At 53.5% G+C, this 24659-nt stretch carries 18 protein-coding genes; all 18 read left to right on the plus strand.

Going from position 1 to position 24659, the window contains the following annotated elements; translation table 11 throughout:
- Positions 1-158: 158 nt before the first annotated feature.
- Positions 159-2045 carry a tRNA uridine-5-carboxymethylaminomethyl(34) synthesis enzyme MnmG gene (gene mnmG, locus RG807_RS06620; protein WP_309044185.1) on the plus strand — a complete coding sequence of 629 codons (1887 nt, stop codon included), beginning with the start codon at positions 159-161 and terminating at the stop codon, positions 2043-2045.
- A gap of 8 nt (positions 2046-2053) precedes the next feature.
- Positions 2054-2689: a 16S rRNA (guanine(527)-N(7))-methyltransferase RsmG gene (gene rsmG, locus RG807_RS06625; protein ID WP_309044186.1), complete on the plus strand. Its 636-nt coding sequence runs from the start codon at positions 2054-2056 to the stop codon at positions 2687-2689.
- Positions 2690-2760: 71 nt separating this feature from the next.
- Positions 2761-3555, plus strand: coding sequence for a ParA family protein (locus RG807_RS06630; protein ID WP_309044187.1), 795 nt, complete (start codon positions 2761-2763; stop codon positions 3553-3555).
- Positions 3556-3621: 66 nt separating this feature from the next.
- Complete coding sequence (locus RG807_RS06635) at positions 3622-4497, plus strand: ParB/RepB/Spo0J family partition protein (protein WP_309044188.1); 876 nt, start codon at positions 3622-3624, stop codon at positions 4495-4497.
- Positions 4498-4699: 202 nt separating this feature from the next.
- Complete coding sequence (locus tag RG807_RS06640) at positions 4700-5092, plus strand: ATP synthase subunit I (RefSeq protein WP_298451534.1); 393 nt, start codon at positions 4700-4702, stop codon at positions 5090-5092.
- Positions 5093-5107: 15 nt separating this feature from the next.
- Entirely contained in the window at positions 5108-5959 is an 852-nt protein-coding gene (gene atpB / locus RG807_RS06645; RefSeq protein WP_298451537.1) for a F0F1 ATP synthase subunit A, read from the plus strand.
- A 53-nt stretch (positions 5960-6012) separates the two neighbouring features.
- A complete protein-coding gene (gene atpE / locus RG807_RS06650; RefSeq protein ID WP_014873137.1) occupies positions 6013-6240 on the plus strand; it encodes a F0F1 ATP synthase subunit C in 228 nt (75 codons plus the stop codon).
- A 95-nt stretch (positions 6241-6335) separates the two neighbouring features.
- Positions 6336-6806 (plus strand): F0F1 ATP synthase subunit B, encoded by a 471-nt coding sequence (locus tag RG807_RS06655; protein ID WP_200201633.1) that lies wholly within the window; start codon positions 6336-6338, stop codon positions 6804-6806.
- 11 nt (positions 6807-6817) lie between these two features.
- Positions 6818-7354 (plus strand): F0F1 ATP synthase subunit delta, encoded by a 537-nt coding sequence (locus tag RG807_RS06660; protein ID WP_298451557.1) that lies wholly within the window; start codon positions 6818-6820, stop codon positions 7352-7354.
- Between the two features lie 28 nt (positions 7355-7382).
- On the plus strand, positions 7383-8927 hold the full coding sequence (gene atpA / locus RG807_RS06665; RefSeq protein WP_309044190.1) for a F0F1 ATP synthase subunit alpha: 1545 nt from the start codon (positions 7383-7385) through the stop codon (positions 8925-8927).
- A 67-nt stretch (positions 8928-8994) separates the two neighbouring features.
- On the plus strand, positions 8995-9855 hold the full coding sequence (atpG, locus tag RG807_RS06670) for a F0F1 ATP synthase subunit gamma (protein ID WP_200201636.1): 861 nt from the start codon (positions 8995-8997) through the stop codon (positions 9853-9855).
- 53 nt (positions 9856-9908) lie between these two features.
- Entirely contained in the window at positions 9909-11303 is a 1395-nt protein-coding gene (gene atpD, locus RG807_RS06675; RefSeq protein ID WP_309044191.1) for a F0F1 ATP synthase subunit beta, read from the plus strand.
- A gap of 36 nt (positions 11304-11339) precedes the next feature.
- Positions 11340-11762, plus strand: a complete 423-nt coding sequence (locus RG807_RS06680; RefSeq protein ID WP_298451569.1) for a F0F1 ATP synthase subunit epsilon — start codon at positions 11340-11342, stop codon at positions 11760-11762.
- 119 nt (positions 11763-11881) lie between these two features.
- Complete coding sequence (gene glmU / locus RG807_RS06685) at positions 11882-13246, plus strand: bifunctional UDP-N-acetylglucosamine diphosphorylase/glucosamine-1-phosphate N-acetyltransferase GlmU (RefSeq protein ID WP_309044192.1); 1365 nt, start codon at positions 11882-11884, stop codon at positions 13244-13246.
- Positions 13247-13302: 56 nt separating this feature from the next.
- Positions 13303-15135 carry a glutamine--fructose-6-phosphate transaminase (isomerizing) gene (gene glmS, locus RG807_RS06690; RefSeq protein ID WP_309044193.1) on the plus strand — a complete coding sequence of 611 codons (1833 nt, stop codon included), beginning with the start codon at positions 13303-13305 and terminating at the stop codon, positions 15133-15135.
- Between the two features lie 171 nt (positions 15136-15306).
- On the plus strand, positions 15307-16017 hold the full coding sequence (locus tag RG807_RS06695; protein WP_309044194.1) for a PEP-CTERM sorting domain-containing protein: 711 nt from the start codon (positions 15307-15309) through the stop codon (positions 16015-16017).
- Positions 16018-16100: 83 nt separating this feature from the next.
- The gene (locus tag RG807_RS06700) at positions 16101-23843 is read left to right on the plus strand and encodes a putative Ig domain-containing protein (protein WP_309044195.1); all 7743 of its coding nucleotides are present in this window, start codon (positions 16101-16103) and stop codon (positions 23841-23843) included.
- A gap of 30 nt (positions 23844-23873) precedes the next feature.
- Positions 23874-24254 (plus strand): hypothetical protein, encoded by a 381-nt coding sequence (locus RG807_RS06705; RefSeq protein WP_309044196.1) that lies wholly within the window; start codon positions 23874-23876, stop codon positions 24252-24254.
- The last annotated feature ends 405 nt before the right edge of the window (positions 24255-24659 follow it).

Raw genomic sequence — 24659 nt, forward strand, 5'->3', positions numbered from 1 at the left:
CACGAAGCGTTAAGCAGGTGTTTTATCCGGTGACAGCGACCCAGTGGCTGCCATGTGCAGGTGTTTCTGGTTAAAATTTGCACATTCTGACTGCATTTTTCCGGGCGAAACGTTATACTCCCGGCCCTGTTTTTATCCCCCGATTTCCGAGGTGAGCTGTGGATTTTCCGACCCGTTTCGATGTTATTGTCATTGGTGGTGGCCATGCCGGCACTGAAGCCGCGCTTGCGGCCGCACGTATGGGCTCGCAAACCCTGCTGCTGACCCACAACATTGAAACCCTTGGGCAGATGTCGTGCAACCCGGCTATTGGAGGCATTGGCAAAAGCCATCTGGTTAAGGAAATTGATGCCCTTGGCGGCGCCATGGCTCAGGCAACTGATCTGGCAGGCATACAGTTCCGGGTGCTAAACAGCCGAAAAGGCCCGGCAGTGCGAGCTACCCGAGCCCAGGCAGACCGTGTTCTGTACAAGGCTGCCATTCGCCATACTCTCGAAAGCGAGCCAAATCTCACCCTGTTTCAGCAGGCTGCAGATGACCTGATTGTGGAAAACGACCAGGTAACTGGCGTGGTGACCCAGACGGGTATCCGGTTTAACGCTAAAACTGTCGTACTGACAACAGGTACCTTCCTCGGCGGTGTTATCCACATTGGCATGCAGCAGCATTCTGGCGGACGTGCCGGCGATGCGCCAGCCAACGCGTTGGCTCAACGGTTGCGAGAGCTGCCATTTAACGTGGGCCGCCTGAAAACCGGCACACCGCCGCGTATTGATGCCCGCAGTGTCGATTTCTCCGTGATGCAGGAGCAGTGGGGCGACAACCCTGCGCCGGTGATGTCATTTATTGGCAGCCGGGATCAGCATCCAGAGCAGGTGTGTTGCTACGTCACCCGCACCACCGAGCAGACCCACGATATTATCCGCAGCGGCTTTGATCGCTCGCCCATGTTTGCCGGTAACATTGAAGGCGTCGGGCCACGCTATTGCCCGTCGATTGAAGACAAGGTCAACCGTTTTGCCGACAAAGACTCGCATCAAATATTTGTAGAGCCAGAAGGCCTGACCACCAATGAGTTGTATCCAAATGGCATATCCACCAGCTTGCCGTTTGATATCCAGCTGGCGGCAGTGCGTTCCATTCCAGGCTTTGAAAATGCCCATATCACGCGGCCTGGCTATGCCATTGAGTATGATTATCTGAACCCCCAGGACTTGCGCCACACTCTGGAAACCAAGTTCATCCAGGGTCTCTATTTCGCCGGCCAGATCAACGGTACTACTGGATATGAAGAAGCGGGTGCCCAGGGTTTGCTGGCGGGCATTAACGCAGCCCTGCGCGCGCAGGAAAAGAGCGAGTGGTATCCGCGCCGCGATGAAGCCTATCTCGGGGTGCTGGTGGATGATCTGATCACCATGGGTACCAAAGAGCCATACCGCATGTTCACCAGCCGAGCGGAATACCGCCTCATCCTGCGCGAAGACAACGCCGATTTACGCCTCACCGAAACCGGCCGCAAGCTGGGATTGGTAAATGACGAGCGTTGGCAAAAATTCAATACCAAGTTTGAAGCCATTGCGACAGAGCGCAAACGCCTCGAGAACACCCGTATACACCCGGCAACTGAAGCGGGCGATCGCGCCAACCTTTTCCTTAAACAGCCCATGACCCGGGATCACACCCTGGCGGAGTTGCTGCGTCGCCCGGAAATTGTGTACAGCCATGTGGCTGAAATCGGGGCTGCGCAAGCAGAAGACCCGGTTGTGGCGGAACAGGTGGAAATCGAGATCAAGTACGAAGGCTATATTTCGCGCCAGACCGACGAAATTGAGCGTTTGCGCCGGAATGAGAACACGGCGCTGCCTATTGATCTGGATTACGATGTAATCGGCGGGTTGTCGAATGAGATCAAGCAGAAGCTGAAAGAAGTTCGCCCGGAAACGGTTGCACAAGCCTCGCGGATACAGGGTGTAACGCCGGCTGCGATCTCGCAGATATTGGTAAATCTGAAAAAGCGCGAGCTTTTGCGCAAGCAGAGCGCCTGAACCCTGCCATGACTCAAACACTCTGGCAGCGCCAACTCCGGGAAGGGCTGGCGCAAATGCAGCTTTCCCTCGATGACGACAAGCAACAACGATTGTTGGAATTTCTTGCTCTGCTCAACAAGTGGAACAAGGCATACAACCTCACGGCGGTGCGCAACGAGGGGGAGATGGTTTCCCGCCAGTTGCTCGACAGCCTCAGTATTCTGCCTTGGGTAACCACGGAACATCTTCTCGATGTGGGTGCTGGCGGCGGCTTGCCGGGCATTCCTCTGGCCATTGTGCTGCCGGAAACGCGCTTCACCCTGCTGGATAGCAACGGCAAGAAAACCCGTTTTCTGAATCAGTGTGTGCTGGAGCTGGGCCTCAAAAACGTGGATGTTATCCATGGCCGAGCTGAAGATTGCCAGCCAGAGCAGCCATTTAGCCAGATCAGCAGCCGGGCATTTACCGCATTGGATAATCTGGTGAACTGGTGTGGCGAGCTGTTGGCGAATAATGGCAGCTTCCTTGCCATGAAAGGACAGTATCCGGATGATGAGGTGGCTGCCCTTCCTGCGGGTTGGCAGGTATCATCCAGACATTCCCTGGGTGTTCCCGGTGCTGGTGGTGAGAGGCACCTGTTGGTGCTGGGTCGGGCAGAGTAGTTCCATTAAAGAATAACCCCAGTACTCGCAACGGTATTCGGCAGCGGTATTCATTAACAAGGAGGCGAGACATGGCGCGCGTGATTGCAGTGACCAATCAAAAAGGTGGTGTGGGCAAAACCACTACCTGCGTCAATCTTGCAGCCTCATTGGCCGCCACCAGGCGCCGGGTTTTGCTGGTGGATATGGATCCCCAAGGCAACGCCACCATGGGCAGTGGTGTCGACAAGAGCTCACTGGAACTCTCAGGCTACGACTTGCTTACCAAGCGCGCGACCGCCGCCGAAGTGATTATTCCGGCAGAAGCCTCCGGTTTTGACATCATGCCGTCCAACGGCGATCTGACCGCCGCTGAAGTTGAGCTGATGAACGAGATTGGCCGGGAGCATCGGCTCAGGCTTGCGATCAACGGCATTCGAGACAACTACGATTACATTCTGATCGATTGCCCACCCTCACTGAGCCTGTTAACGGTAAACGCATTGTCTGCAGCGGACTCAGTGCTTATCCCCATGCAGTGTGAGTATTACGCTCTGGAAGGCCTTGCGGCATTGATGAATACCGTAGAGCAGATCAAGGAAACGGTGAACCCGAATCTGGAAATCGAAGGCATCCTCAGAACCATGTATGACCCCCGGAACAGCCTCACGCTGGATGTCTCTGGCCAGCTTACCGAGTATTTCGGAGACAAGGTGTACCGTGCGGTAATTCCCCGTAACGTGCGTCTAGCGGAAGCGCCCAGCTATGGCATGCCCGCATTAAAGTATGACAAAACCTCCAAGGGTGCGATTGCCTACCTTGCGCTGGCCGGTGAAATGGTGCGTCGCCACGGGGTGAAAAAGACATCGACTCCGGTTGCGGTGTAACATAGCGGCTCGTCTCTTTTAACAAAGAAGCACAACGACTATTTAACGGGAAGAATGACTGACACCATGGCGGCGAAGAAACGAGGATTGGGCGAGCGCGGGCTGGGAGCCCTGCTGGCCGGTTCCAGAGTTAACCTGGACCAGGAACTGAAAGATCACGACGGCGAGTTGCGACAGGTTCCTATCGATCTGATCCAGCGCGGTCGTTTTCAGCCACGTCGCGACATGGATCCGGCTGCCCTGCAGGAGCTGGCGGATTCCATTCGCCAACAAGGCGTGATGCAACCGGTTGTTATTCGCCCCATTGCGGAAGGCCGCTATGAGTTGATTGCCGGTGAGCGCCGCTGGCGGGCCACCCAAATGGCCGAGTTGGACAGCATCCCCGCCATCATCCGGGATGTTCCTGATGAGGCAGCCATCGCCATGGCGCTCATCGAGAACATTCAGCGCGAAAACCTCAATCCTATAGAAGAAGCTTTCGCACTCCAGCGCTTACAGGATGAATTTGGCCTGACCCAGGCCCAGGTGGCTGAAGCGGTGGGCAAGTCCCGTTCCACCATCACTAACCTTCTGCGCCTGATTGGGTTAACCGAAGATGTGCGATTGATGCTGGAACATGGCGATCTGGAAATGGGCCACGGTCGGGCTATGCTGACACTCACGCCGGAACAGCAGATGCAGGTGGCCAAACAGGTTGTCGCTAAATCTCTGTCAGTGCGCCAGACAGAAGTTCTGGTTCGTCGGATGCAGCAAGATTCCGTTGCTGGAAAACCTTCAAAACCGGGCGCCATTGATCCCAATATTCGTGCCCTGCAGGATGATCTTGCAGAGCGCCTGGGAGCAAAAGTATCTATTGCCCATGGCCAGCGTGGCAAAGGCAAACTGGTCATAGAATACAGCTCGCTCGATGAGTTGGACGGTATTCTTGGCCATATCCGCTAATCGTGGATAAAAAACAGCTTGTAGGCCCAAAGACCTACAAACACCAGATGTCGTTACCGTGACGCACCGAAGCCACAAATTGTGTGGTAAATGCCCCTTCTTAAGCCCTATGTGTTGAAAATTTAGTCAGATTTCGTTCAGAGTCTGGTTGAACAACTAGTGCTTAAAACATATAATTTCGCGCGATTGGAATGGTGGTGATATGAAATCTCGGCAATCTCGAATCACCCAAGTTCCTTTAGCTCGTTGGCTGGCCATTGAGTTTAGCTGGTTGAGCCTTTTTAGCGTGTTGTGGTTATTGCATAGCCCCTTGGCAGCTTATTCCGCTTTTGTAGGCGGTCTTATATTTTTAGTGCCAAATACCTGGTTTGCATATCGGGTTTATCGATACCAGGGTGCTCGTAACGCACACCTGATGGTGGGAAATTTTTTTCGGGCGGAAACCACCAAAATCGCCCTTACCGCAATTTTTTTCGCGGCCGTTTTCACTTTAATGGAGCCGGTATACGTACCGGCTCTGTTATTCACTTTTGCTGTGATGGTTATGGCAGGTGGCGCGTTGCGCTGGCTGGTACGACCAACAACACGGCGATGATGGGACGAGAGCAGAATGGCTGATACCCCAGTAGAGTATATTAAGCACCACCTCCAGAATCTCACCTATGGCAAGCTTGAAGCGGGCTATGAGAGATTTGATGGCAGCGTGATGAGCGAGTCCGCCTGGACCTTCGCCCGTACCGCTCAGGAAGCCTCCGATATGGGCTTCATGGCCGTCCACGTGGACACCTTGGGCTGGTCCATCGCAATGGGGCTCCTGTTCCTTGGGCTTTTCCGCTATGTGGCAACGCGCGTTACTACCGGCGTACCCGGTGCATTGCAGAATCTGGTGGAAGTCACCGTTGAATTCATCGAGAACCTGGTAAAAGACGGCTTTCATGCCCGCAATCCGCTGATTGCGCCACTGGCGCTGACTATTTTCGTGTGGATTCTGTTGATGAACATGCTCAAGTTCATCCCGGTGGATTACGTGCCAATGCTAGCTTCAGCCATGGGTCTTGAGTACTTCAAGATTGTTCCAACTACTGATCCCAACGCCACCTTTGGTATTTCCATTGGCGTTTTCCTGCTGATCATCTTTTATAGCCTGAAAGTAAAAGGCATTACCGGTTTCGCCAAAGAGCTGGGTATGCAACCCTTCAATCACTGGGCGCTGATCCCTGTTAACCTGGTGTTGGAAGTTCTGGTTCTGATAGTGAAGCCTATCAGTCTGGCACTGCGTTTGTTCGGTAACATGTACGCTGGCGAAGTGGTGTTTATCCTGATCGCATTGCTGCCTTTCTGGGCGCAGTGGACACTGAACCTGCCTTGGGCGATTTTCCATATTCTGGTAATTCCGTTGCAGGCATTTATTTTCACCATGCTGACAATTGTTTATCTTGCAGCGGCGCACGAAGATCACTGATTTACCCGTTAAAAAGCAAACCCTTAACTATCTGAAAAACTGAGGAGTTCTCAATGGAAATGGTATTTATTGCAGCAGCGATCATCATCGGTATGGGCGCACTGGCCACCGGTATCGGCTTTGGTATTCTGGGCGGAAAACTGCTTGAAGCTACAGCCCGTCAGCCAGAAATGGCTAACCAGCTGCAGGTTAAAACCTTCATCATGGCTGGTCTGCTGGACGCCGTTCCAATGATCGGTGTTGGTATCGCGATGTACCTGATCTTCGTTGTTGCTGGCTAATTAGCCCAATAATGCGGGCGCTGCTCTGGTAATCAGAGCCTGGCGCCCGGTTTTTTGGTCTCCAGCACGCAACGAATAGCAAGAGGTATATTGCCGTGAATATAAACCTTACGTTGATAGGGCAATCGATTGCCTTCGCTATTTTCGTCTGGTTCTGCGTGAAGTATGTTTGGCCGCCGATTACGGCTGCCATGCAAGCGCGCCAGAAGAAGATTGCTGATGGTCTTTCCGCTGCTGACCGGGCTTCACTGGATCTTGAGCTAGCTCAGGAAAAAGCCGCCCAGCAAATGCAGCAAGCCAAAGAAGAAGCTTCCGTTCTAATTGATCAGGCCAACAAGCGTGCCGCTCAGATTGTGGAAGCGTCCAAAGACGATGCCCGCAAAGAAGGCGAAAAGCTCATTGAGCAAGCCCGAGCGGAAATTCAACAGGAGCGTGTTCAGGCTCGCGACGCACTCAGAACAGAAGTGGCATTGCTTGCCATTGCCGGTGCCGAGAAGATTCTGGAAACCTCTGTCGATGCCAAAGCTCACAGCGAGATGCTGGACAAGCTGGCAGCACAACTCTAAGCGAGGGTCCCATGGCAGAACTGACTACGTTAGCCCGGCCCTACGCCAAAGCCGTTTTTGATGCCGCAAAAGAGCAAGATGCCGTAGGATCCTGGGATCAGGCTCTTGCTCTTGTTGGTTTGCTGGCAGCTGACGGCGCTGTGAAGAAAATTCTGGCCAATCCTGGCCTGTCTGAGCAACGCAAGGCAGAGCTGTTTTTCGATACTGCTGAAGAACAGATGCCCGAAGCGCTCAGAAACTTCCTGTTGATTCTTGCTGAAAACAAGCGCCTGGCGTTGCTGCCGGAAATTTCAACCCTGTTCACCTTCTACCGCGCAGAACTTGAGCGCACGGTAAATATGAAGGTAAGTACTGCGTTTGAAATGACTCCGGAAGAGCAGCAAAAGCTGGCAGAAGCATTGTCCAGGAAACTGGAGCGTAAAGTCGCCCTGGAAACCGCTGTTGATCGTTCTTTGATCGGCGGTGTGGTGGTAAATACCGGCGATCTGGTTATTGACGCTTCAGTCCGTGGCAAGCTGGCCAAAATGGCTAAAGCTCTGGGCTCCTGATTTCAGTAAAAGGTTTGAGGACAAAGGCATGCAGCAACTGAATCCATCCGAGATCAGTGACATCATTAAAAAGAGAATCGAAAAGCTCGATATCTCTTCTGAAGCAAAAAACGAAGGCACCATTCTGTCTGTTGCAGACGGTATTGTGCTGATTCACGGCCTGGCCGACGTAATGTCCGGTGAAATGATCGAATTTGCCAACGGCACATTCGGCATGGCGCTGAACCTTGAACGTGACTCTGTCGGCGCCGTAGTACTGGGCGACTACGAAGGTCTGGCCGAAGGTCAGAAAGTTCGTTGCACCGGTCGTATTCTTGAAGTTCCGGTTGGCCCGGAACTGCTGGGTCGTGTTGTTGACGGTCTGGGCAATCCGATCGACGGAAAGGGTGAGCTGGGTACCAGCCTGACCGATCCGGTTGAGAAGGTAGCGCCAGGTGTTATCGAGCGTCAGTCTGTTGATCAGCCGATCCAGACCGGTATGAAAGCGATCGATACCATGGTTCCTGTTGGCCGTGGTCAGCGTGAGCTGATCATTGGTGACCGTCAGATTGGTAAGACAGCAGTCGCCATCGACGCGATCATCAACCAGAAGAACTCCGGCATCAAGTGTATCTATGTTGCCGTCGGCCAGAAGCAGTCATCGATTGCTGCGGTTGTGCGCAAGCTGGAAGAGCACGGTGCGATGGATCACACCATCGTAGTAGCCGCAGGCGCCGCCGATCCGGCCGCCATGCAGTTCCTGGCACCGTATTCCGGTACCACCATGGGTGAATACTTCCGTGACCGCGGTGAAGATGCCCTGATCGTATACGATGACCTGTCCAAGCAGGCTGTTGCTTACCGTCAGATCTCCCTTCTGCTGCGTCGTCCGCCAGGTCGTGAAGCCTATCCCGGTGACGTTTTCTATCTGCACTCCCGTCTTCTGGAGCGCGCTTCCCGCGTAAACGCAGACTACGTTGAAAAGTTCACCAACGGTGAAGTGAAAGGCAAGACCGGTTCTTTGACCGCACTGCCAATCATCGAAACCCAGGCAGGTGACGTTTCGGCTTTCGTACCGACCAACGTAATCTCCATTACCGACGGCCAGATCTTCCTTGAGACCAACCTGTTCAACTCCGGTATTCGTCCGGCGATGAACGCCGGTATTTCGGTATCTCGGGTAGGTGGTGCAGCTCAAACCAAGATCATGAAGAAACTGGGCGGTAACATCCGTCTGGCTCTGGCTCAGTATCGCGAGCTGGCAGCGTTTGCACAGTTTGCTTCGGATCTGGATGACGCAACACGTAAGCAGCTCGAGCACGGTCAGCGTGTTACCGAACTGATGAAGCAGAACCAGTACAGCCCCATGACTGTGGCTGAAATGGGTAGTGTTCTTTTCGCAGCTAACGAAGGCTTCCTTGATGACGTAGACGTCACCAAAGTTGTTCAGTTTGAAGCCCAGTTGTTGGATTGGTTGCGTTCAGAGCAAAAAGAACTGCTTGAGAAGATCGGTGCCGAAGGCAACTACAACGATGACGTTGCCGCAGGTCTTAAAGCTGCGCTGGAGAAATTCAAGACCACTCAAACCTGGTAACACCGCCGGCCCGCTGCGGCGGGCCTGTAGGTCCAAATGAGTGTCTAACTTGAAAGGGCAGTGATCTATGGCCATCGGAAAAGAAATACGTAACCAGATCGGCAGCATCAAGAGCACGCAGAAAATCACTAGCGCCATGGAAATGGTAGCGGCGAGTAAAATGCGCAAAGCTCAGGAACGCATGCGGGCCACCCGCCCTTATGCGGAGAAGATGCGCCAGGTAATTGGACACATTGCCAAGTCCAACAAGGATTACCGTCATCCGTTCATGATAGAGCGTGAGGTGAAACGTGTAGGCTACATCGTTATCTCCTCCGATCGCGGATTGTGCGGTGGTTTGAACTCCAATGCGTTCAAACTGCTGGTTCGCGAAATGCGTGAATGGAAAGACAAAAATGTGGCGATTGACCTCTGCGCTATCGGGCAGAAGGGCGCTTCATTTTTCCGCAGCTACGGTGGCAACGTGGTCGCGGCACTGACACACATCGGTGACGATCCCAGCGCGGAAGTTCTGATCGGTAACGTCAAGGTGATGCTGGATGCTTTCAGTGAGGGCAAGATTGACCGCCTGTATCTGGTGAGCAACGAATTCGTCAACACCATGACGCAACTGCCGAAATCAGAGCAGCTACTGCCGCTGCCGGAAGGCATCGAAGAAGATATCGGTACCCAGTGGGATTACATTTACGAGCCGGATGCACGTCCGATTCTCGACGGGCTACTGCCACGCTATATTGAGTCCCAGGTGTATCAGGGCGTGGTAGAGAACCTGGCTTGCGAACAGGCCTCCCGAATGATTGCCATGAAGAGTGCTACCGATAACGCCGGTGACATTATTAAAGACCTGCAGTTGGTATACAACAAAGCTCGTCAGGCAGCCATTACGCAAGAGATTTCGGAAATTGTGAGCGGCGCGGCATCGGTCTGATTCGCCACAATCCTACTGGTATTATTGACTATGAAGATAACGAGGAACCGAGCATGAGTAGCGGACACATCGTTCAGATCATTGGCGCGGTTATCGACGTGGAATTCCCACGTGACGCCGTTCCAGGCATTTACGACGCACTGCTGCTTGAAGGTGGCGAAACTACACTGGAAGTTCAGCAGCAGCTGGGCGACGGCGTTGTTCGCACCATCGCGATGGGCAGCACTGAAGGCCTGAAGCGTGGCCTGAAAGCAGAAAACACACACAAGCCGATTTCCGTTCCCGTGGGCACCCAGACTCTGGGTCGCATCATGGACGTTTTGGGTCGTCCTATCGACGAAGCCGGCCCTATCGGTGAAGAAGAGCGTTGGGCTATCCACCGCAAAGCACCCAGCTATGCAGACCAATCAGCTTCTGCCGACCTGCTGGAAACAGGCATCAAGGTTATCGACCTGATCTGCCCGTTCGCCAAGGGTGGTAAAGTTGGACTGTTCGGCGGCGCCGGTGTAGGCAAGACCGTTAACATGATGGAACTGATCAACAACATCGCGAAAGAGCACTCTGGTCTCTCCGTATTCGCAGGTGTTGGTGAGCGGACTCGTGAAGGTAACGACTTCTACTACGAAATGAAGGACTCTAACGTTCTTGATAAAGTAGCAATGGTCTACGGCCAGATGAACGAGCCCCCAGGAAACCGTCTGCGTGTTGCCCTGACCGGTCTCACCATGGCTGAGAAGTTCCGTGACGAAGGTCGTGACGTACTGTTGTTTATCGACAACATCTACCGTTACACCCTGGCCGGTACTGAAGTATCTGCACTGCTGGGTCGCATGCCTTCAGCGGTAGGTTATCAGCCGACTCTGGCCCAGGAAATGGGTGAGCTGCAGGAGCGTATTACCTCCACCAAGACTGGCTCTATCACGTCCATTCAGGCGGTATACGTACCGGCGGATGACTTGACTGACCCGTCACCAGCCACCACCTTCTCGCACCTTGATGCTACCGTGGTATTGAGCCGTGATATCGCTTCCAAGGGTATCTACCCTGCGATCGATCCGCTGGACTCCACCTCACGTCAGCTGGATCCGCTGATCATTGGTGAGCAGCATTACGCGGTTGCCCGTGGTGTACAGAACGTACTGCAGCGCTACAAGGAACTGAAAGACATCATCGCCATTCTGGGCATGGACGAACTGTCTGAAGAAGACAAGCAGATCGTTTCCCGTGCTCGTAAGATTGAGCGTTTCCTGTCTCAGCCGTTCCACGTTGCGGAAGTATTTACCGGCTCACCGGGCAAGTACGTGTCTCTGAAAGAGACCATCAGCAGCTTTGAAGGCATCCTTAATGGCGACTATGATGATATGCCTGAGCAGGCATTCTATATGGTTGGCGGCATGGACGAAGCCATCGAAAAAGCGAAGGCCATGAAAGCGAAAGAAGCTAAGTAATCCTCTTTCAATTTCTGACCCAAGAGGCTTAGAGATATGGCTATGACTGTACATTGTGACGTCGTAAGCGCTGAGAAGAAAATTTACTCCGGTCTGGTAGAGATGCTTATCGCTACCGGCACCGAGGGTGAGTTGGGCATTCAGTTTGGCCATGCTCCGCTGCTGTCCGCGCTTAAGCCGGGGGCAGTCCGGATCATCAAACAAGGTGGCGAAGAGGAAATCCTCTACGTTTCCGGGGGATACCTGGAAGTGCAGCCAAACCTTGTGACCCTGATGGCCGATACAGCGGTGCGTGCGAAAGACGTTGATGAGGCTGCCGCCGTGCAGGCTCAAAAAGACGCTGAAGCCGCATTGGCGAACAAGACGGGTGAGTTTGAGTACTATCGTGCGGCTGCAGAGCTGGCCGAAGCGTCTGCTCAGCTACGCACCCTGCAAAAGCTGCGCAAAAACGTTCGATAGAACAGATTGCGAGAGCTTGCATCGAAGAAGCCGCATCCTTCCATTCCGAGGTGCGGCTTTTTTGTTGTGTGAACTACCATTGATATAGAACCCAGACCACGTAAGGGAGTTGTTGCCCCATGTCACCGTTGCACGTTGTAATCCTGGCTGCTGGCCAGGGATCACGGATGAAATCATCGTTGCCGAAGGTACTGCACAAGGTGGCAGGGCGGTCGATGCTCCATCACGTGATCGAGACTGCCCAGACATTGGGCGCCGAAAAAGTTCATGGTGTGGTCGGCCATGGTGCTGATCAGGTAAAAGCGGCTTCCACCGCATACAGCGTTAGCTGGGTGATGCAGGAGCAGCAGTTGGGAACTGGCCACGCGGTTGCCCAAACACTGCCTGAGCTACCCGACGACGCCAGGGTTCTGGTGCTTTATGGCGACGTACCCCTGACCACTGCACAAACCCTGCAGGGATTAGTACAGGATCTGGACGAGACCACCCTCGGGTTGTTAACCGTGACCCTGGATAACCCCCAGGGTTATGGCCGTATTTTGCGCGATCAAGGGGGGCAGGTTACCGCCATCGTTGAACAGAAAGACGCCAGCGCGGAACAGTTGGCGGTTAATGAGGTTAACACGGGCATTCTTGCGGTCAGTGCGCGCCACTTGAAATCCTGGCTTCCCCAGCTCTCAAGCAGCAATGCCCAGGGCGAATACTATCTGACCGACATTATCGCCATGGCCGTTCAAGCTGGCATGAAGGTGAACGTGGCTCAGCCGGGCAATCCGTTCGAAGTTCAGGGTGTGAACAATCGTCTGCAACTGGCCGAGCTCGAGCGTTGGTACCAAAGCCGGGAAGCCGAACGTTTGATGACGGAAGGCGCCACCCTGGCTGACCCGTCGCGAGTGGATGTGCGCGGTGAACTCACCATTGGTAACGACGTTCTGATTGATGTGAACGTAGTCTTCAACGGGAAGGTTACCTTGGGCAGCCATGTATCCATTGGTCCCGGGTGTGTAATCACCGATAGCAGCATTGCCGATGGCGTCCATATATATGCTCACAGCGTCATTGAGCAAAGCAGTGTGGGCCCAAATGCCAAGGTTGGACCATTTGCTCGCCTGCGTCCGGGCACGCAATTGGCGGCCAGCACCAAGGTAGGGAATTTTGTTGAAACAAAAAACACCATCGTGGGTGAAGGCAGCAAAATTAACCACCTGAGTTACGTGGGTGATGCTACGCTGGGCGTTAACGTAAACGTGGGCGCAGGCACTATTACCTGTAACTATGATGGCGTGAACAAATATAAAACCGTGTTGGGTGACGGCGTGTTTGTGGGCTCAAACAGTTCGCTTGTGGCACCGGTTACCGTTGCGGAGGGTGCCACCGTAGGGGCAGGCTCTACGATCACCAAGGATGTGCCTGAGCAGCAACTGGCCGTGGCACGCGGTCGCCAGCGCAACATCTCCGGTTGGCAAAAGCCGGAAAAACACTGACCGGATTTTCGTTCTAATTTTTATCACGATTTTTTATCACGAACAGGACAAACAGCATGTGTGGCATTGTAGGTGCAGTTTCGGAAAGGGACGTTCAGGGCATTCTTCTTGAGGGCCTGCGCCGCTTGGAATACCGGGGATACGATTCTGCCGGCATGGCCGTTCTGGATGGCAAGAGTGCCGTTCAGCGCGCCCGGGAAGTGGGCAAGGTCGCCTCGCTTGCGGCCGCCATTGACGCCAGCCCGCTCACCGGCTATCTGGGCATCGCTCACACTCGCTGGGCAACCCACGGCGTGCCGTCACAGCTCAATGCTCACCCGCACATGTCTGGTGACCGCCTTGCAATCGTGCACAACGGTATCATCGAGAACTATCAGGAACTGCGTGAGGAGTTGAGAGCCGACGGCTACAAATTTACCTCTGAGACCGACACCGAAGTTGTTGTGCACTTGATAGAGAAAAACTATCGCGAGCTGGGCAAACTGTACGATGCGGTGAAAGTCTCGGTTACACGGCTGCGTGGAGCTTATGCGCTGGCCGTGGTGCACGCCGACGAGCCGGAGCACATGGTGGTTTGCCGCGAAGGTAGCCCGCTGGTTATTGGCGTAGGTATCGGTGAAAACTTCATTGCGTCTGATCAGCTTGCACTGCTGCCTGTTACTGACCGCTTCATGTTTCTGGAAGAAGGCGACCTTGCGGATATTCGCAAGGATCGCATCGAGATTCACAATCGCGACGGTAAACCTGTTGAGCGTGCGGTCAATCGGTTCGAACATGCCGCTGACTCAGCAGACAAAGGCGAATACCGCCACTACATGCTCAAGGAAATTCATGAGCAGCCCAGAGTTATCAAGGCCACTATTGAAGGCCGCGTAACCGGCAGCCATGTTCTGGAACAAGCGCTTGGTACCGAAGCGGGAAACCTGCTGCAAGACGTTCGTCACGTACAGATCATTGCCTGTGGCACCAGTTATCACGCGGGGATGGTAGCGCGTTACTGGATTGAAGATTTGGCAGGCATACCCTGTTCAGTGGAGGTTGCCTCCGAATTCCGTTACCGCAAACATGTGATCCAGAAAGACACGTTGTTTTTGTGTATTTCCCAATCTGGTGAAACAGCTGACACCTTGGCAGCACTGCGCCAAGCCAAAAAAGCCGGCTTCCGCGCGGCACTGGCTATTTGTAATGTGCCGGGCAGCACGCTGGTAAGAGAATCTGATCTGGTCATCATGACCCAGGCGGGCCCCGAAATTGGCGTTGCTTCCACTAAAGCCTTTACGACACAGCTAACAGCGCTGCTAATTTTTACACTCGCGCTGGCACGTAAAAACGGCTTAAGCGAAGAGCGTGAAGCAGACATCGTGAAAGCCCTTCATCTGGTACCCGGCCAGGTAAATGACGTGTTGGCACTGGAAGCTGAAATTGCTGACATATCCATGCGTTTCATGGATAAAAACCACTCCCTGTTCCTGGGCCGTGGATCTCAGTACCCCGTAGCCATGGAAGGTGCTCTGAAACTAAAAGAAATTTCCTACATCCACGCAGAAGCCTATCCCGCAGGCGAGTTGAAGCATGGCCCGTTGGCATTGGTAGACAGCGAGATGCCGGTAGTCACCGTCGCCCCCAATAATGACATGGCCGAGAAGCTGAAATCGAATCTCGAAGAAGTTCGCGCCAGAGGCGGTGAACTATTCGTGTTTGCAGATCGTGCGGCGAACATAAAGCCGGAAGATAACATCCACGTGATTCAACTTCCGGAAGTACACGAAATCACCGCACCGATTGTATATACCGTGCCGTTACAGTTGTTGTCATATCACGTTGCCGTGCTTAAAGGCACAGATGTGGACCAGCCCAGAAACCTCGCAAAGAGCGTGACGGTGGAATAAATCTGCAGCACACGGCCTTCTTCGGCGACTAAAGCTTGGCCTCTGGTGGAGTTTCGAAGAAGGCGGTGTGTAAAAGAGCGGCTCTTATTCCCTTATGTAAAATTATGTAATAATATGTGCGTAGAGTTAACAGGATTTAACTTTTCTACGAACAAGGAATGTTAACAGACTATGTTTTCAAATCTGCTTGCCAGGACTGTGCTTTCTGCCAGCCTTCTAGTACCTGCGTTATCCGCTCATGCTGCTGTGATCAATTTCACAGATTGGGCATTCAATATTGATGGCGTAGTCTCCGAGGCATACTTGGGTAATGCGATGCCGGGAGATGGCTTCCTGGACCCTTCGACCGGTCTGGGTTCTTTGTCCTTTGAGCTGTCTGGCGCGGGAAATCACTCATGGATCGGGTTCCTGGATCTGGATTTTGATGCCCACCTGAATACCTACCTTAACGAATATGGCTTAGCTCACGGGGCCGTTGCTAGTGGTCAGAGCTGGCAGATTGACGAGCCGGGTTATGCGTTTGGCACTATCTATGACAACGTGATTGCGGGCGCTTTGGACAATACTAACCACCTCCCATCTGACCGCCCGGATGATGTGTCTCTTGCTCTAGGCTGGAACTTTGACCTTGCACAAGGTGAAACGGCACTCATCACACTGACGCTGAGCGACATGCTGGCAACCTCCGGCTTTTATCTTGAACATGTAGACCCCCAGACTGGCCCAGGCTTCGACGACGCTGCATCGGTGTACTTCTGGAGTTCCCTGGAGATCTTCGGGGCGGACGTGCCAGTTACAGTTCCTGAGCCTGGTTCCCTGGTATTGATGGCGCTGGGCCTGATAGCCGTATCGACACGACGTTTGCGTTACACACCTGCCTGAGATGACACCAAGAAGATAATGCAATCCGCCGGGTGACGCCTTTGCGCCTGGCTGGCATTCGCCTGATGACAAGGACGTTAATAATGCTCACCCTGACTTCTTTCCGATCGTTTGTTGTATTTGCAATGTTGCTGGCAGCTCCTATGGGCTTGCTACGGGCCGCATTGCTATCACCTGATGCCATAAACGTCTCTATCGCGCAGGGACAAAGTGTTACGGTGCAGCGCTCTATCACACTAAGCGAATCCGGGCCTGCCGCTAACCGTGTGGATGTGGTTTTCCTGGCCGACAACACGGGCAGTATGGGGGGGGCCGTTAAAGCCGTTAAGGATAACGCACGGGCAATTCTGGATGCGATTGCAGGAGGGGACCAACGATTCGAAGGGGTAGACGTTGCCTTTGGGGTTGGGCGTTATCTGGGTGATCCTCGAGAGTTCGGGTCTGCTGCTAATGCGGCCGACCGTGCCTATCAGCTTCTCCAGCCGGTTACTGAAAACAAAGACGATGTTCAGGCAGCGATCAATCAGTGGTACGCCCGGGGTGGCGGAGACGCTGCAGAAGCGAATTTCTTTGCACTCCACCAGGTGGCAACATCTGGCGCCGCCACTGATGGTGAGGGCTCTACCGACCGAGCTTATTCAACAGGCGCTGACACCGGATGGCGTGATGGTGCAGCGAAGATCATAGTGTGGTTTGGGGATGTCCATTCCCACACATCTACCGTCAGCGCGGAGGAGGTCATATCCGCTCTTGAGGTGAACGGCGTTTCTGTCGCCGCGGTGAACACCCGTGGTTCGGGACAGGGAATCGATTCGAGCAACCAGGCAACTGATATTGTCACCGCAACGGGTGGTGTGCTTGTCAATGGCGTTCAGAGCCATGCGGCCATGGTTGATGCCATTCTCAGTTCAGTCGGTACCGTGACCTCTCGCGTTAATCTTGAGCTGCAGGCTCGTGGTGATACATCCGGCATTGCGGTTTCTTACGAATGCGCTTCAGCTGAAGGTTGTGAGGATGTTCCGTCAGGGGAATCCCGCCTGTTCAATATGACGGTGACCGGGCATGTGCTGGGTGCCTACGATTTTGAAACTTACGCACCGAGGCTTTCAGGTGTGTCGGGCAGTGATCGCGTCACCGTCCGGGAGTGCGTCAGCGATGTTCGCACTCGGGCGAAGACCGGTCGTGTTCAGGTCATGTGGTCGGATACCGGCGCCCATCATTACGCCGTTCAGCGTTCGGATGCTGCCGATGGTCCTTTCGAAGAACTGGTGACGACCACTAACCGCTATTCAACCTATCTTGATACTGGTGTGCAGAACAACAACACCTACTATTACCGCATTGCCGAAATGGATGCTGCTGGCGCCGCTGTCTGTGAGTCTGGCGTGGTATCGGCAGTTCCGCGGCACATGCGTGATCGTCCCGAGCCAGTGAACCATGCTCCTGTCATTTCCAGTACCCCGTCTGAAAGCGCTACACAGGGCGTAGGCTATATCTATCAGATCCTCGCCTCGGATCCGGATGGAGATGCACTGAGTTATCACCTCGATTCTGCGCCTGTGGGTGTGCAGATTGATAGCAATACAGGTCTCGTGGAATGGACCCCTGGCCGCGATGATGTGGGCAATCAACAAATCGTCATCGGCGTAGAAGACCCCCTGGGCCTGAGGGCGACGCAGCTGTGGACTATCCAGGTAGCAAAAGTCAATGAAGCACCCAGGATCACGTCTTCGCCCGTGGGCTTTGCCCGTGTTGGCCAAGCCTATGAGTACGCCGTAAAAGCAGCTGATCCGGATCCGACCGATACGCTGATTTATGTTCTTGGTACCGCCCCTGCAGGAATGCTCATTGATTCGGCGACGGGCGTTATAAGCTGGACACCGGCAGACAGTCAGGCCGGCCAGAATCCTGTGTCTGTAACTGTGGAAGATCCTTCAGGACTGTCGGACGAACAGTCGTTCAGCATTGAAGTTACTGCCGTTAATCGTGCTCCAACAATCATCTCGACACCGATCGCTAATGCAGCCACCGGGGTTGAATACAACTACCTGATTGAGGCTCATGATCCTGATGCCGGTGATTCGCTCAGCTATGCGCTGATTAGTGGTCCGTCTGGCATGACAGTTGATGCGAATAGCGGCCAGTTAAGCTGGACACCGACATCGGGTCAAATTGGCGTAAGCGCAGTTGAAGTCAAGGTGGAAGACGCCGCTGGCCAGTCAGATACGCAGACCTTCCAGGTTGAGGTTGTTGTTAGCGGGAACCCGCCCATTATCGATTCAGTGCCCGTGACGACTGTATTTGCGGGAGAGCTCTATCAATACTCCGTAATCGCTTCCGATCCGGACGGTGATGCGTTTGTTTATCGTTTGAGTAAAGCACCAGCTGGCATGTCGGTTTCAGAAAGCGGCACGGTAAGCTGGGCTCCATCAACGGCTCAGGTTGGCTCCCACCCGGTTACTGTTGTTGTAGAAGACGACAGAGGTGCGTGGGTTTCGCAGGCATTTGATCTGGTTGTGACGGAAAAGAACACGGCCCCTGTGATTACGTCTGCTCCTGCACCAAGTGTGGAGCTTGGTAGCGCCTATGCCTATCAGGTGATTGCCAGCGATGATGATGGCGATGCTCTGACCTACAGCCTGCCTCAGGCGCCTGCTGGTATGGCCATAGCGGCAGATTCTGGTGTCGTTTCATGGGTGCCTTCCCCCTCTCAGCTTGGCAATCATTCGGTCAGGGTGCTTGTTAGCGACGGCAAGGGTGGCAGTGCCAGCCAGAGCTTTACGGTTGTTGTCACAGAGCGGCCCAATGTTGCGCCTGTCATCACCAGTGCAGCACCGACATCGGTCGTGGTTGGCGAAACTTACAGCTATCAGTTGATGGCCACGGATGCTGATGGTGATGCCGTCACGTTTGGGACTGTCAGCATGCCGGCCGGGATGACAGTAGATACGTCCGGTTTGGTAGCTTGGTCGCCCGCGTCTGCGCAGGTTGGAATTCAGAACGTAAGATTTTTTGCCGACGACGGGAAGGAGCGCTCCTACCAGAATGTCGCTATTGAAGTTGTTGAAGCCATACAGCCGTTGCAGGTTGAGCTGACCGCCTCCCCTCAAACGGTAGATGAAGGCGATATCGTATCCATTCTGACGATAGTCACCGGCGGTAAAGGTGAGCGCACAATAAACTTGAATGTTGATGGTACCCCTCTGCCTGTCAATGGCAGCGGAGAAGCAATGTGGACCGCCGTCGGCACGGGCGTAAAGATTATTACCGCCACGGTGAGTGACACTGAAACCTCAGTAACAACCACCGCAACAGTGACTGTGCGCGATCCCGGCGATACGGCCAGTCCTGTGGTAACACTGGAGGGGCCAACTGACGGCACCGTTGTCACTGCACCCACAGAAATCATTGCCACCATCACTGACGACAACCTTGCCGGTTATGAAGTGCTTGTTGCGCCATCCGGTACCGACCAGTGGCAGGTGATTGCCAAGGGCGATGCCAACCAGAATTCGGCTGCCGTTGCGACTTTTGATCCCACGATGCTGACCAATGGCCAGTACGACCTGGCCATCATTGCGATCGATGTTAATAACCTCTCAGCTTCTGACATGATGTCTCTTCAGGTTGAGGGCGACCTTAAGGTTGGTAACTTCAGCATAACCTTGCAGGATCTGGAGGTTCCGCTGGCAGGCATCCCCATTCAGGTGACCCGGACTTATGATAGTCGCAGACGCAATGAAGCACTGGATTTCGGCCACGGCTGGAGCGTGGGCTATCAGGACATAAAAGTAGAAGAATCCAGGGTCCCAGGTCGCTACTGGGCACTGAACGAGTACCGAAGTGGCCCCATGGGAATGCTAACCGATTTCTGTATCGAGCCCCTGGGTGCGCCAGTGATTACCATCACGCTGCCTGGCGGTGATGTGGAGAAATTCGAGACCTCAGCGTCGCCTTCCTGCAATACCTTAACCGTTATTCGGGATGTGACTCTCAAGTTCACGCCGGTTGGTGACACCCGGTCGACCCTTCGGGCTTTGAACGACAACAATGCCTACTTCATGGGCGACAGCCTGGTGGAAAATGGCTACTACTCGAATCCTGTGGATCCGAGCCGGTATGAACTGACCACAGAGACCGGCTACAAGTATACCCTCGACCAGACGTTCGGCATCGAGAAGGTGACGGACCCCAACGGCAATACGCTGACCTACACCCAAAATGGAATCTTCCATTCAAGCGGAAAGTCCGTCGTTTTCGAACGGGATAGTGAGGGTCGTATTACCGCTATTGTGAAGCCAGGTGGAGAGCGGCTGGTCTATAGCTATGACGGCGAAAACAACCTCGTCGCCAGTGCCGATGCCATGGGTAACGCGACCCAATACACCTACAATCGCAGCCATGGCCTGCTGGACATTATTGACCCCATGGGCCGGCGCATGGTTCGCAACATCTTTGATGAAAGCGGCCGCCTGATTGCCCAGGAAGACAACGAAGGCAATCGCACCGAGTTCAACCATGATGTAGAAGGCCGGCAGTCCAGCGTCACCGACCGCAATGGCTACACCACCTTCTACTACTACGACGAGCACGGTAACGTTACTACCCAGGTGGATGCCGCCGGGAACACCTGGAACTACGCATACGATGCTCAAGGTAACCAGATCAGCCAGGTGGATCCCATGGGTAACACCACCCAAGCGAATTTTGATGCGCGCAATAATCAGCTTAGCGCCACGGATGAACTGGGGAATACGGTCGCGTTTACGTATAACAGCCGTGGCCAGGAACTGACCATTCAGGATGCTCGTGGGAACCTGTTCCGGAATACCTACGACACCGTAGGCAACCTGCTGAGTGTGACCGATCCTGAAGGCAATATTGCCGGCAATAATATTAATGCCAAGGGGCTCGTGACCCGCAGTACTGATCTGAGCGGCAACGCCACCAATTACACCTACGACAGTGATGGCAACAAGCTGACGGAAACAGATCCGCTGGGCAACACCACGCGTTATAACTACGACGCTAACGGCAACGTGCTGACCGAAACACGCTCCCGGACTGTCGGTGGCGCTACCGTTGATGATGTAACTTCTTACGTATACAACGCCAATGGTCAGGTAACTGAGACGGTTTACCCAGATGGTAGTACGACCGCTACCGAGTACGACCTGGCCGGAAATGAAACGGCGACGGTTGATGGCCGTGGAAACCGGACCGAATACCGGTACGACGCCTATGGCCGATTGGTCGAGACGTTACACCCTGACGGCTCCATTGAAACCAAAGCCTATGACGGGGAAGGAAACCTGGTGTCGCAAACCGACGCCTTGGGCCGGACCACCACCTATGCTTACGATGCTCTGAACCGGGTTGTCCGCACAGTCTATCCGGATGGTAGCCATACCAGTACCGACTATGACGCCGTCGGACGGGTAATCCGGGAAACTGACGGCCTGGGCAAGGTTACTCAGTACGAGTACGACGCAGCCGGGCGCAGGACCGCGGTAATCAATGCTCTCGGTAACCGACACAGCTTCAGCTACGATGCCGATGGCAACCTGGCGAGCGAAACGGATGCCCGTGGCCACACCACAACGTATACCTATAACACTCTGGATCAACGTATCAGCACGCGCTTCCATGATGGCACGGAGTTGCTTTCCAACTACGACGCTATGGGCCGGCTGCTATCGGAGACAGACCAGAGGGGCCGCAAAACGGAATATCAGTATGATGCGCTTGGCCGCCTTACCAAGGTAACCGATGCCACGGGTGGAGAAACCGCGTACACCTACGATGCGGCCGGTAATAAGCTCACCCAGACGGATGCTGAAGGCCGGACAACCCGCTGGACCTACGACAGTGAGGGGCGCGAACTGAGCCGGACGCTGCCAATGGCTCAAACGGAAACCTCTGTCTATGACATCGGAGGCAACCGCGTAAGTCATACTGACTTTAACGGTGACACCACCAGCTATTCCTACGATTCACGCAGTCGCCTGGTCAGAATCCGCTATGCCAGTGGAGATGAGGAAAGTTACACCTACGATGCAGTAGGCAACCGGCTGACGGCTACTTCAACGGAAGGTACGACCCAGTACGTTTACGACAACATGGGACGCCTGACGGAAGAAACCCAGCCTGGTGGTTCGGTAATACAGTACCAGTACGACAACGCCGGTAACCGGACGAGAGTGACAGTTCTGGCAGGTGGTGATTCGGTCACAACCAATTACACCTACGATGTTCTTAATCGGCTGCAAACAGTAACCGACAGTGAGGGCACGACTACCTATACCTACGACGCTGCGGGCAATCGCAAGTCGGTCACTTATCCAAATGGAAACGAGACCACCTATGACTATGACGCACTTAATCGCCTGACGGTGCTGACCACCACCAACGCCCTGAATCAGGTATTGGCAGACTACCGCTATACGCTGGATGCAACCGGGCGGCGGACCAGCGTTGAGGAACGCCACAATGGGCGGGTGGCTCTTTACAGTTATGACCAACTGTACCGGCTGACCAGGGAACTGGTGACAGACCCAATCAATGGCAATTACAGTGCTGAATACCAGCATGACAAGGTTGGAAACCGGACCTACAGCATCATTGATGGTGTGCACACCAGCTACACCTACGATGACAACGATCGCCTGACGGCCCAGGGTGCTGTCCAGTTCACCTACGATGCCAATGGCAACACGTTGACCGAAACGGATGCAGGTGTGGTGACCAGGTACCGCTACGACGGCGCCAACCGCCTGACCGAAGCACAGACACCGAGCGCAACAGTCACTTTCGGCTACAACGCCGATGGCATCCGTACCCGCAAATCGAACGGCGGCCAAACCACTCGATATGTCGTGGACAGCAACCGCGATTACGCACAGGTACTGGCAGAAGTCGCCAATGGAAGCTCGGAGGTCAGCTACACTTACGGCGACGACCTCGTCTCCCAGACTCGTGGAGGTATCACCTCGTACTATCTGTACGACGGCCACGGCTCCACCCGCGCACTGGCGGACGAAACCGGCTCCTTAACAGACAGCTACCATTACGATGCGTTCGGGGTGTTGGCGAACAGCCAGGGCTCGACCGAGAACAGCTACCTCTATACTGGAGAGCAGTACGATGCCTCGCTAGGCCAGTACTATCTGCGGGCGAGGTACTACGCCCAGGACCAGGGGCGGTTTACGCAAGTGGATAAGTGGGCTGGGCTTCCGACGCAACCGATAACACTCAACAAGTATTTGTATGCCAATGCTGATCCGGTTACCTATACCGATCCGTCTGGCAATATGGGCCTTAGTAGTATTGGCGCGACATTACGAGTTAATGGGATTCTCTCAACCTCGGCTACTACTGCTGGTAGATCAGCGCTAAGTCGTGTGCTTACTGGCTCGGGTAAGGAGGCATTTGGTTTGATTGGTGAGGAGGTTATCGGCTTCGCCAAAGAAGCTTTGTTGAATATTCTTGTACAAGAACTAGCAGGGCCTGGCTTTAAGAATGCGGGAGCGAAAGGAACCGCTGCGCATCAGGAATTCGAGAAGCTAATAGATAAAATCAACAAAAAATACAAAAAGTATGGCTATACAATCCATGCTGAAATATTCAGGGATAAAGGTAGCAAAGGTGAAGTTAAGAAACGTGCTAAAAACTCTTTGGGTATTGATGTAGAAGTTCGTGATGCTAGAGGCAAAGCAGTTTTGTCATTTGACCTTAAAACTGGTCGTGGCACGTCAAAGAAAAAGAACCGGAAATTACAGGGCGTTTTTGGCACAGACATAATAGAAATATTTGTTTCCAAAAAATGAACTATATAAACAGAATATACGCAGGTGAAAATGACTGAAATAATTGATGATTTGTCTCCGCTAGTAGGCTTAAAAATAAGTAAGGTTGAAGTTGTATCGATCTGTCATATTTTAAGGCTATATTTTGAAGATAAGTTTTCTGTTGACCTTCCTGCAAGTTGGCGGATTAGAAGTGATAAGAAAACAATATTGGGGGCTTCAAATATAGATTTTTACATGGAAATGGATGATGCTGTTTTGGATGAAGACGATCTTTTTTATTCTAAGAAAGCATCTACTTTAGAGGGGAAAAAGCTCATTGACTTGTCTATGGATGGGGGAGACCTTTTCTTTGAGCTATCAGGGAAGAGATATATCGATATCTTTAATCTCAGTTCAGAAGAGTTGACAATAATTATGCGCAAATGTTGATGCTTTCCCGATAAGTAAAGCCCAGCAAATGCTGGGCTTTACTTACCGTACTCTGAAAAAATAATTTGCATTCTAAGCTATCAGGCTCCCATCACCCCATGTCCAAGCGAAAAAGTGCGTCTAGGGCGAAAATTTACTAGACTGGGTGCGCGCCTGGCCGCAATGCTCTTTAACTGCTTGATGCTTCTGGAGAAAACCGCCTTCGGCTACGATCTTCATGGCTGGGTCATAAATCTATACTAATGCAGACCCGGTGAACCACATTGATCCGACTGGTCATTTTGGGCTTGCTAGCTTCGGAACTGCATCAAATATACGGGCTAGTTTGGCAACAACCAGTGTCGCAAACTTCTCAAGCGCTATAACTCGAGCAGTAATTGGTACTCTGCCGGCCGTAGGGAGGGT

Source organism: Marinobacter sediminicola (assembly GCF_031157525.1).
GTDB classification, from domain to species: Bacteria; Pseudomonadota; Gammaproteobacteria; order Pseudomonadales; family Oleiphilaceae; genus Marinobacter; species Marinobacter sediminicola.

What these genes read in the sequence shown, in the direction of transcription:
- rsmG (WP_309044186.1), top strand. Translation starts at nt 2,054, where the DNA reads ATGACTCAAACACTCTGGCAGCGCCAACTCCGGGAAGGGCTGGCGCAA.
- RG807_RS06630 (WP_309044187.1), top strand. Translation starts at nt 2,761, where the DNA reads ATGGCGCGCGTGATTGCAGTGACCAATCAAAAAGGTGGTGTGGGCAAA.
- RG807_RS06635 (WP_309044188.1), top strand. Translation starts at nt 3,622, where the DNA reads ATGGCGGCGAAGAAACGAGGATTGGGCGAGCGCGGGCTGGGAGCCCTG.
- RG807_RS06640 (WP_298451534.1), top strand. Translation starts at nt 4,700, where the DNA reads ATGAAATCTCGGCAATCTCGAATCACCCAAGTTCCTTTAGCTCGTTGG.
- atpB (WP_298451537.1), top strand. Translation starts at nt 5,108, where the DNA reads ATGGCTGATACCCCAGTAGAGTATATTAAGCACCACCTCCAGAATCTC.
- atpE (WP_014873137.1), top strand. Translation starts at nt 6,013, where the DNA reads ATGGAAATGGTATTTATTGCAGCAGCGATCATCATCGGTATGGGCGCA.
- RG807_RS06660 (WP_298451557.1), top strand. Translation starts at nt 6,818, where the DNA reads ATGGCAGAACTGACTACGTTAGCCCGGCCCTACGCCAAAGCCGTTTTT.
- atpA (WP_309044190.1), top strand. Translation starts at nt 7,383, where the DNA reads ATGCAGCAACTGAATCCATCCGAGATCAGTGACATCATTAAAAAGAGA.
- atpG (WP_200201636.1), top strand. Translation starts at nt 8,995, where the DNA reads ATGGCCATCGGAAAAGAAATACGTAACCAGATCGGCAGCATCAAGAGC.
- atpD (WP_309044191.1), top strand. Translation starts at nt 9,909, where the DNA reads ATGAGTAGCGGACACATCGTTCAGATCATTGGCGCGGTTATCGACGTG.
- RG807_RS06680 (WP_298451569.1), top strand. Translation starts at nt 11,340, where the DNA reads ATGGCTATGACTGTACATTGTGACGTCGTAAGCGCTGAGAAGAAAATT.
- glmU (WP_309044192.1), top strand. Translation starts at nt 11,882, where the DNA reads ATGTCACCGTTGCACGTTGTAATCCTGGCTGCTGGCCAGGGATCACGG.
- glmS (WP_309044193.1), top strand. Translation starts at nt 13,303, where the DNA reads ATGTGTGGCATTGTAGGTGCAGTTTCGGAAAGGGACGTTCAGGGCATT.
- RG807_RS06695 (WP_309044194.1), top strand. Translation starts at nt 15,307, where the DNA reads ATGTTTTCAAATCTGCTTGCCAGGACTGTGCTTTCTGCCAGCCTTCTA.
- RG807_RS06700 (WP_309044195.1), top strand. Translation starts at nt 16,101, where the DNA reads ATGCTCACCCTGACTTCTTTCCGATCGTTTGTTGTATTTGCAATGTTG.
- RG807_RS06705 (WP_309044196.1), top strand. Translation starts at nt 23,874, where the DNA reads ATGACTGAAATAATTGATGATTTGTCTCCGCTAGTAGGCTTAAAAATA.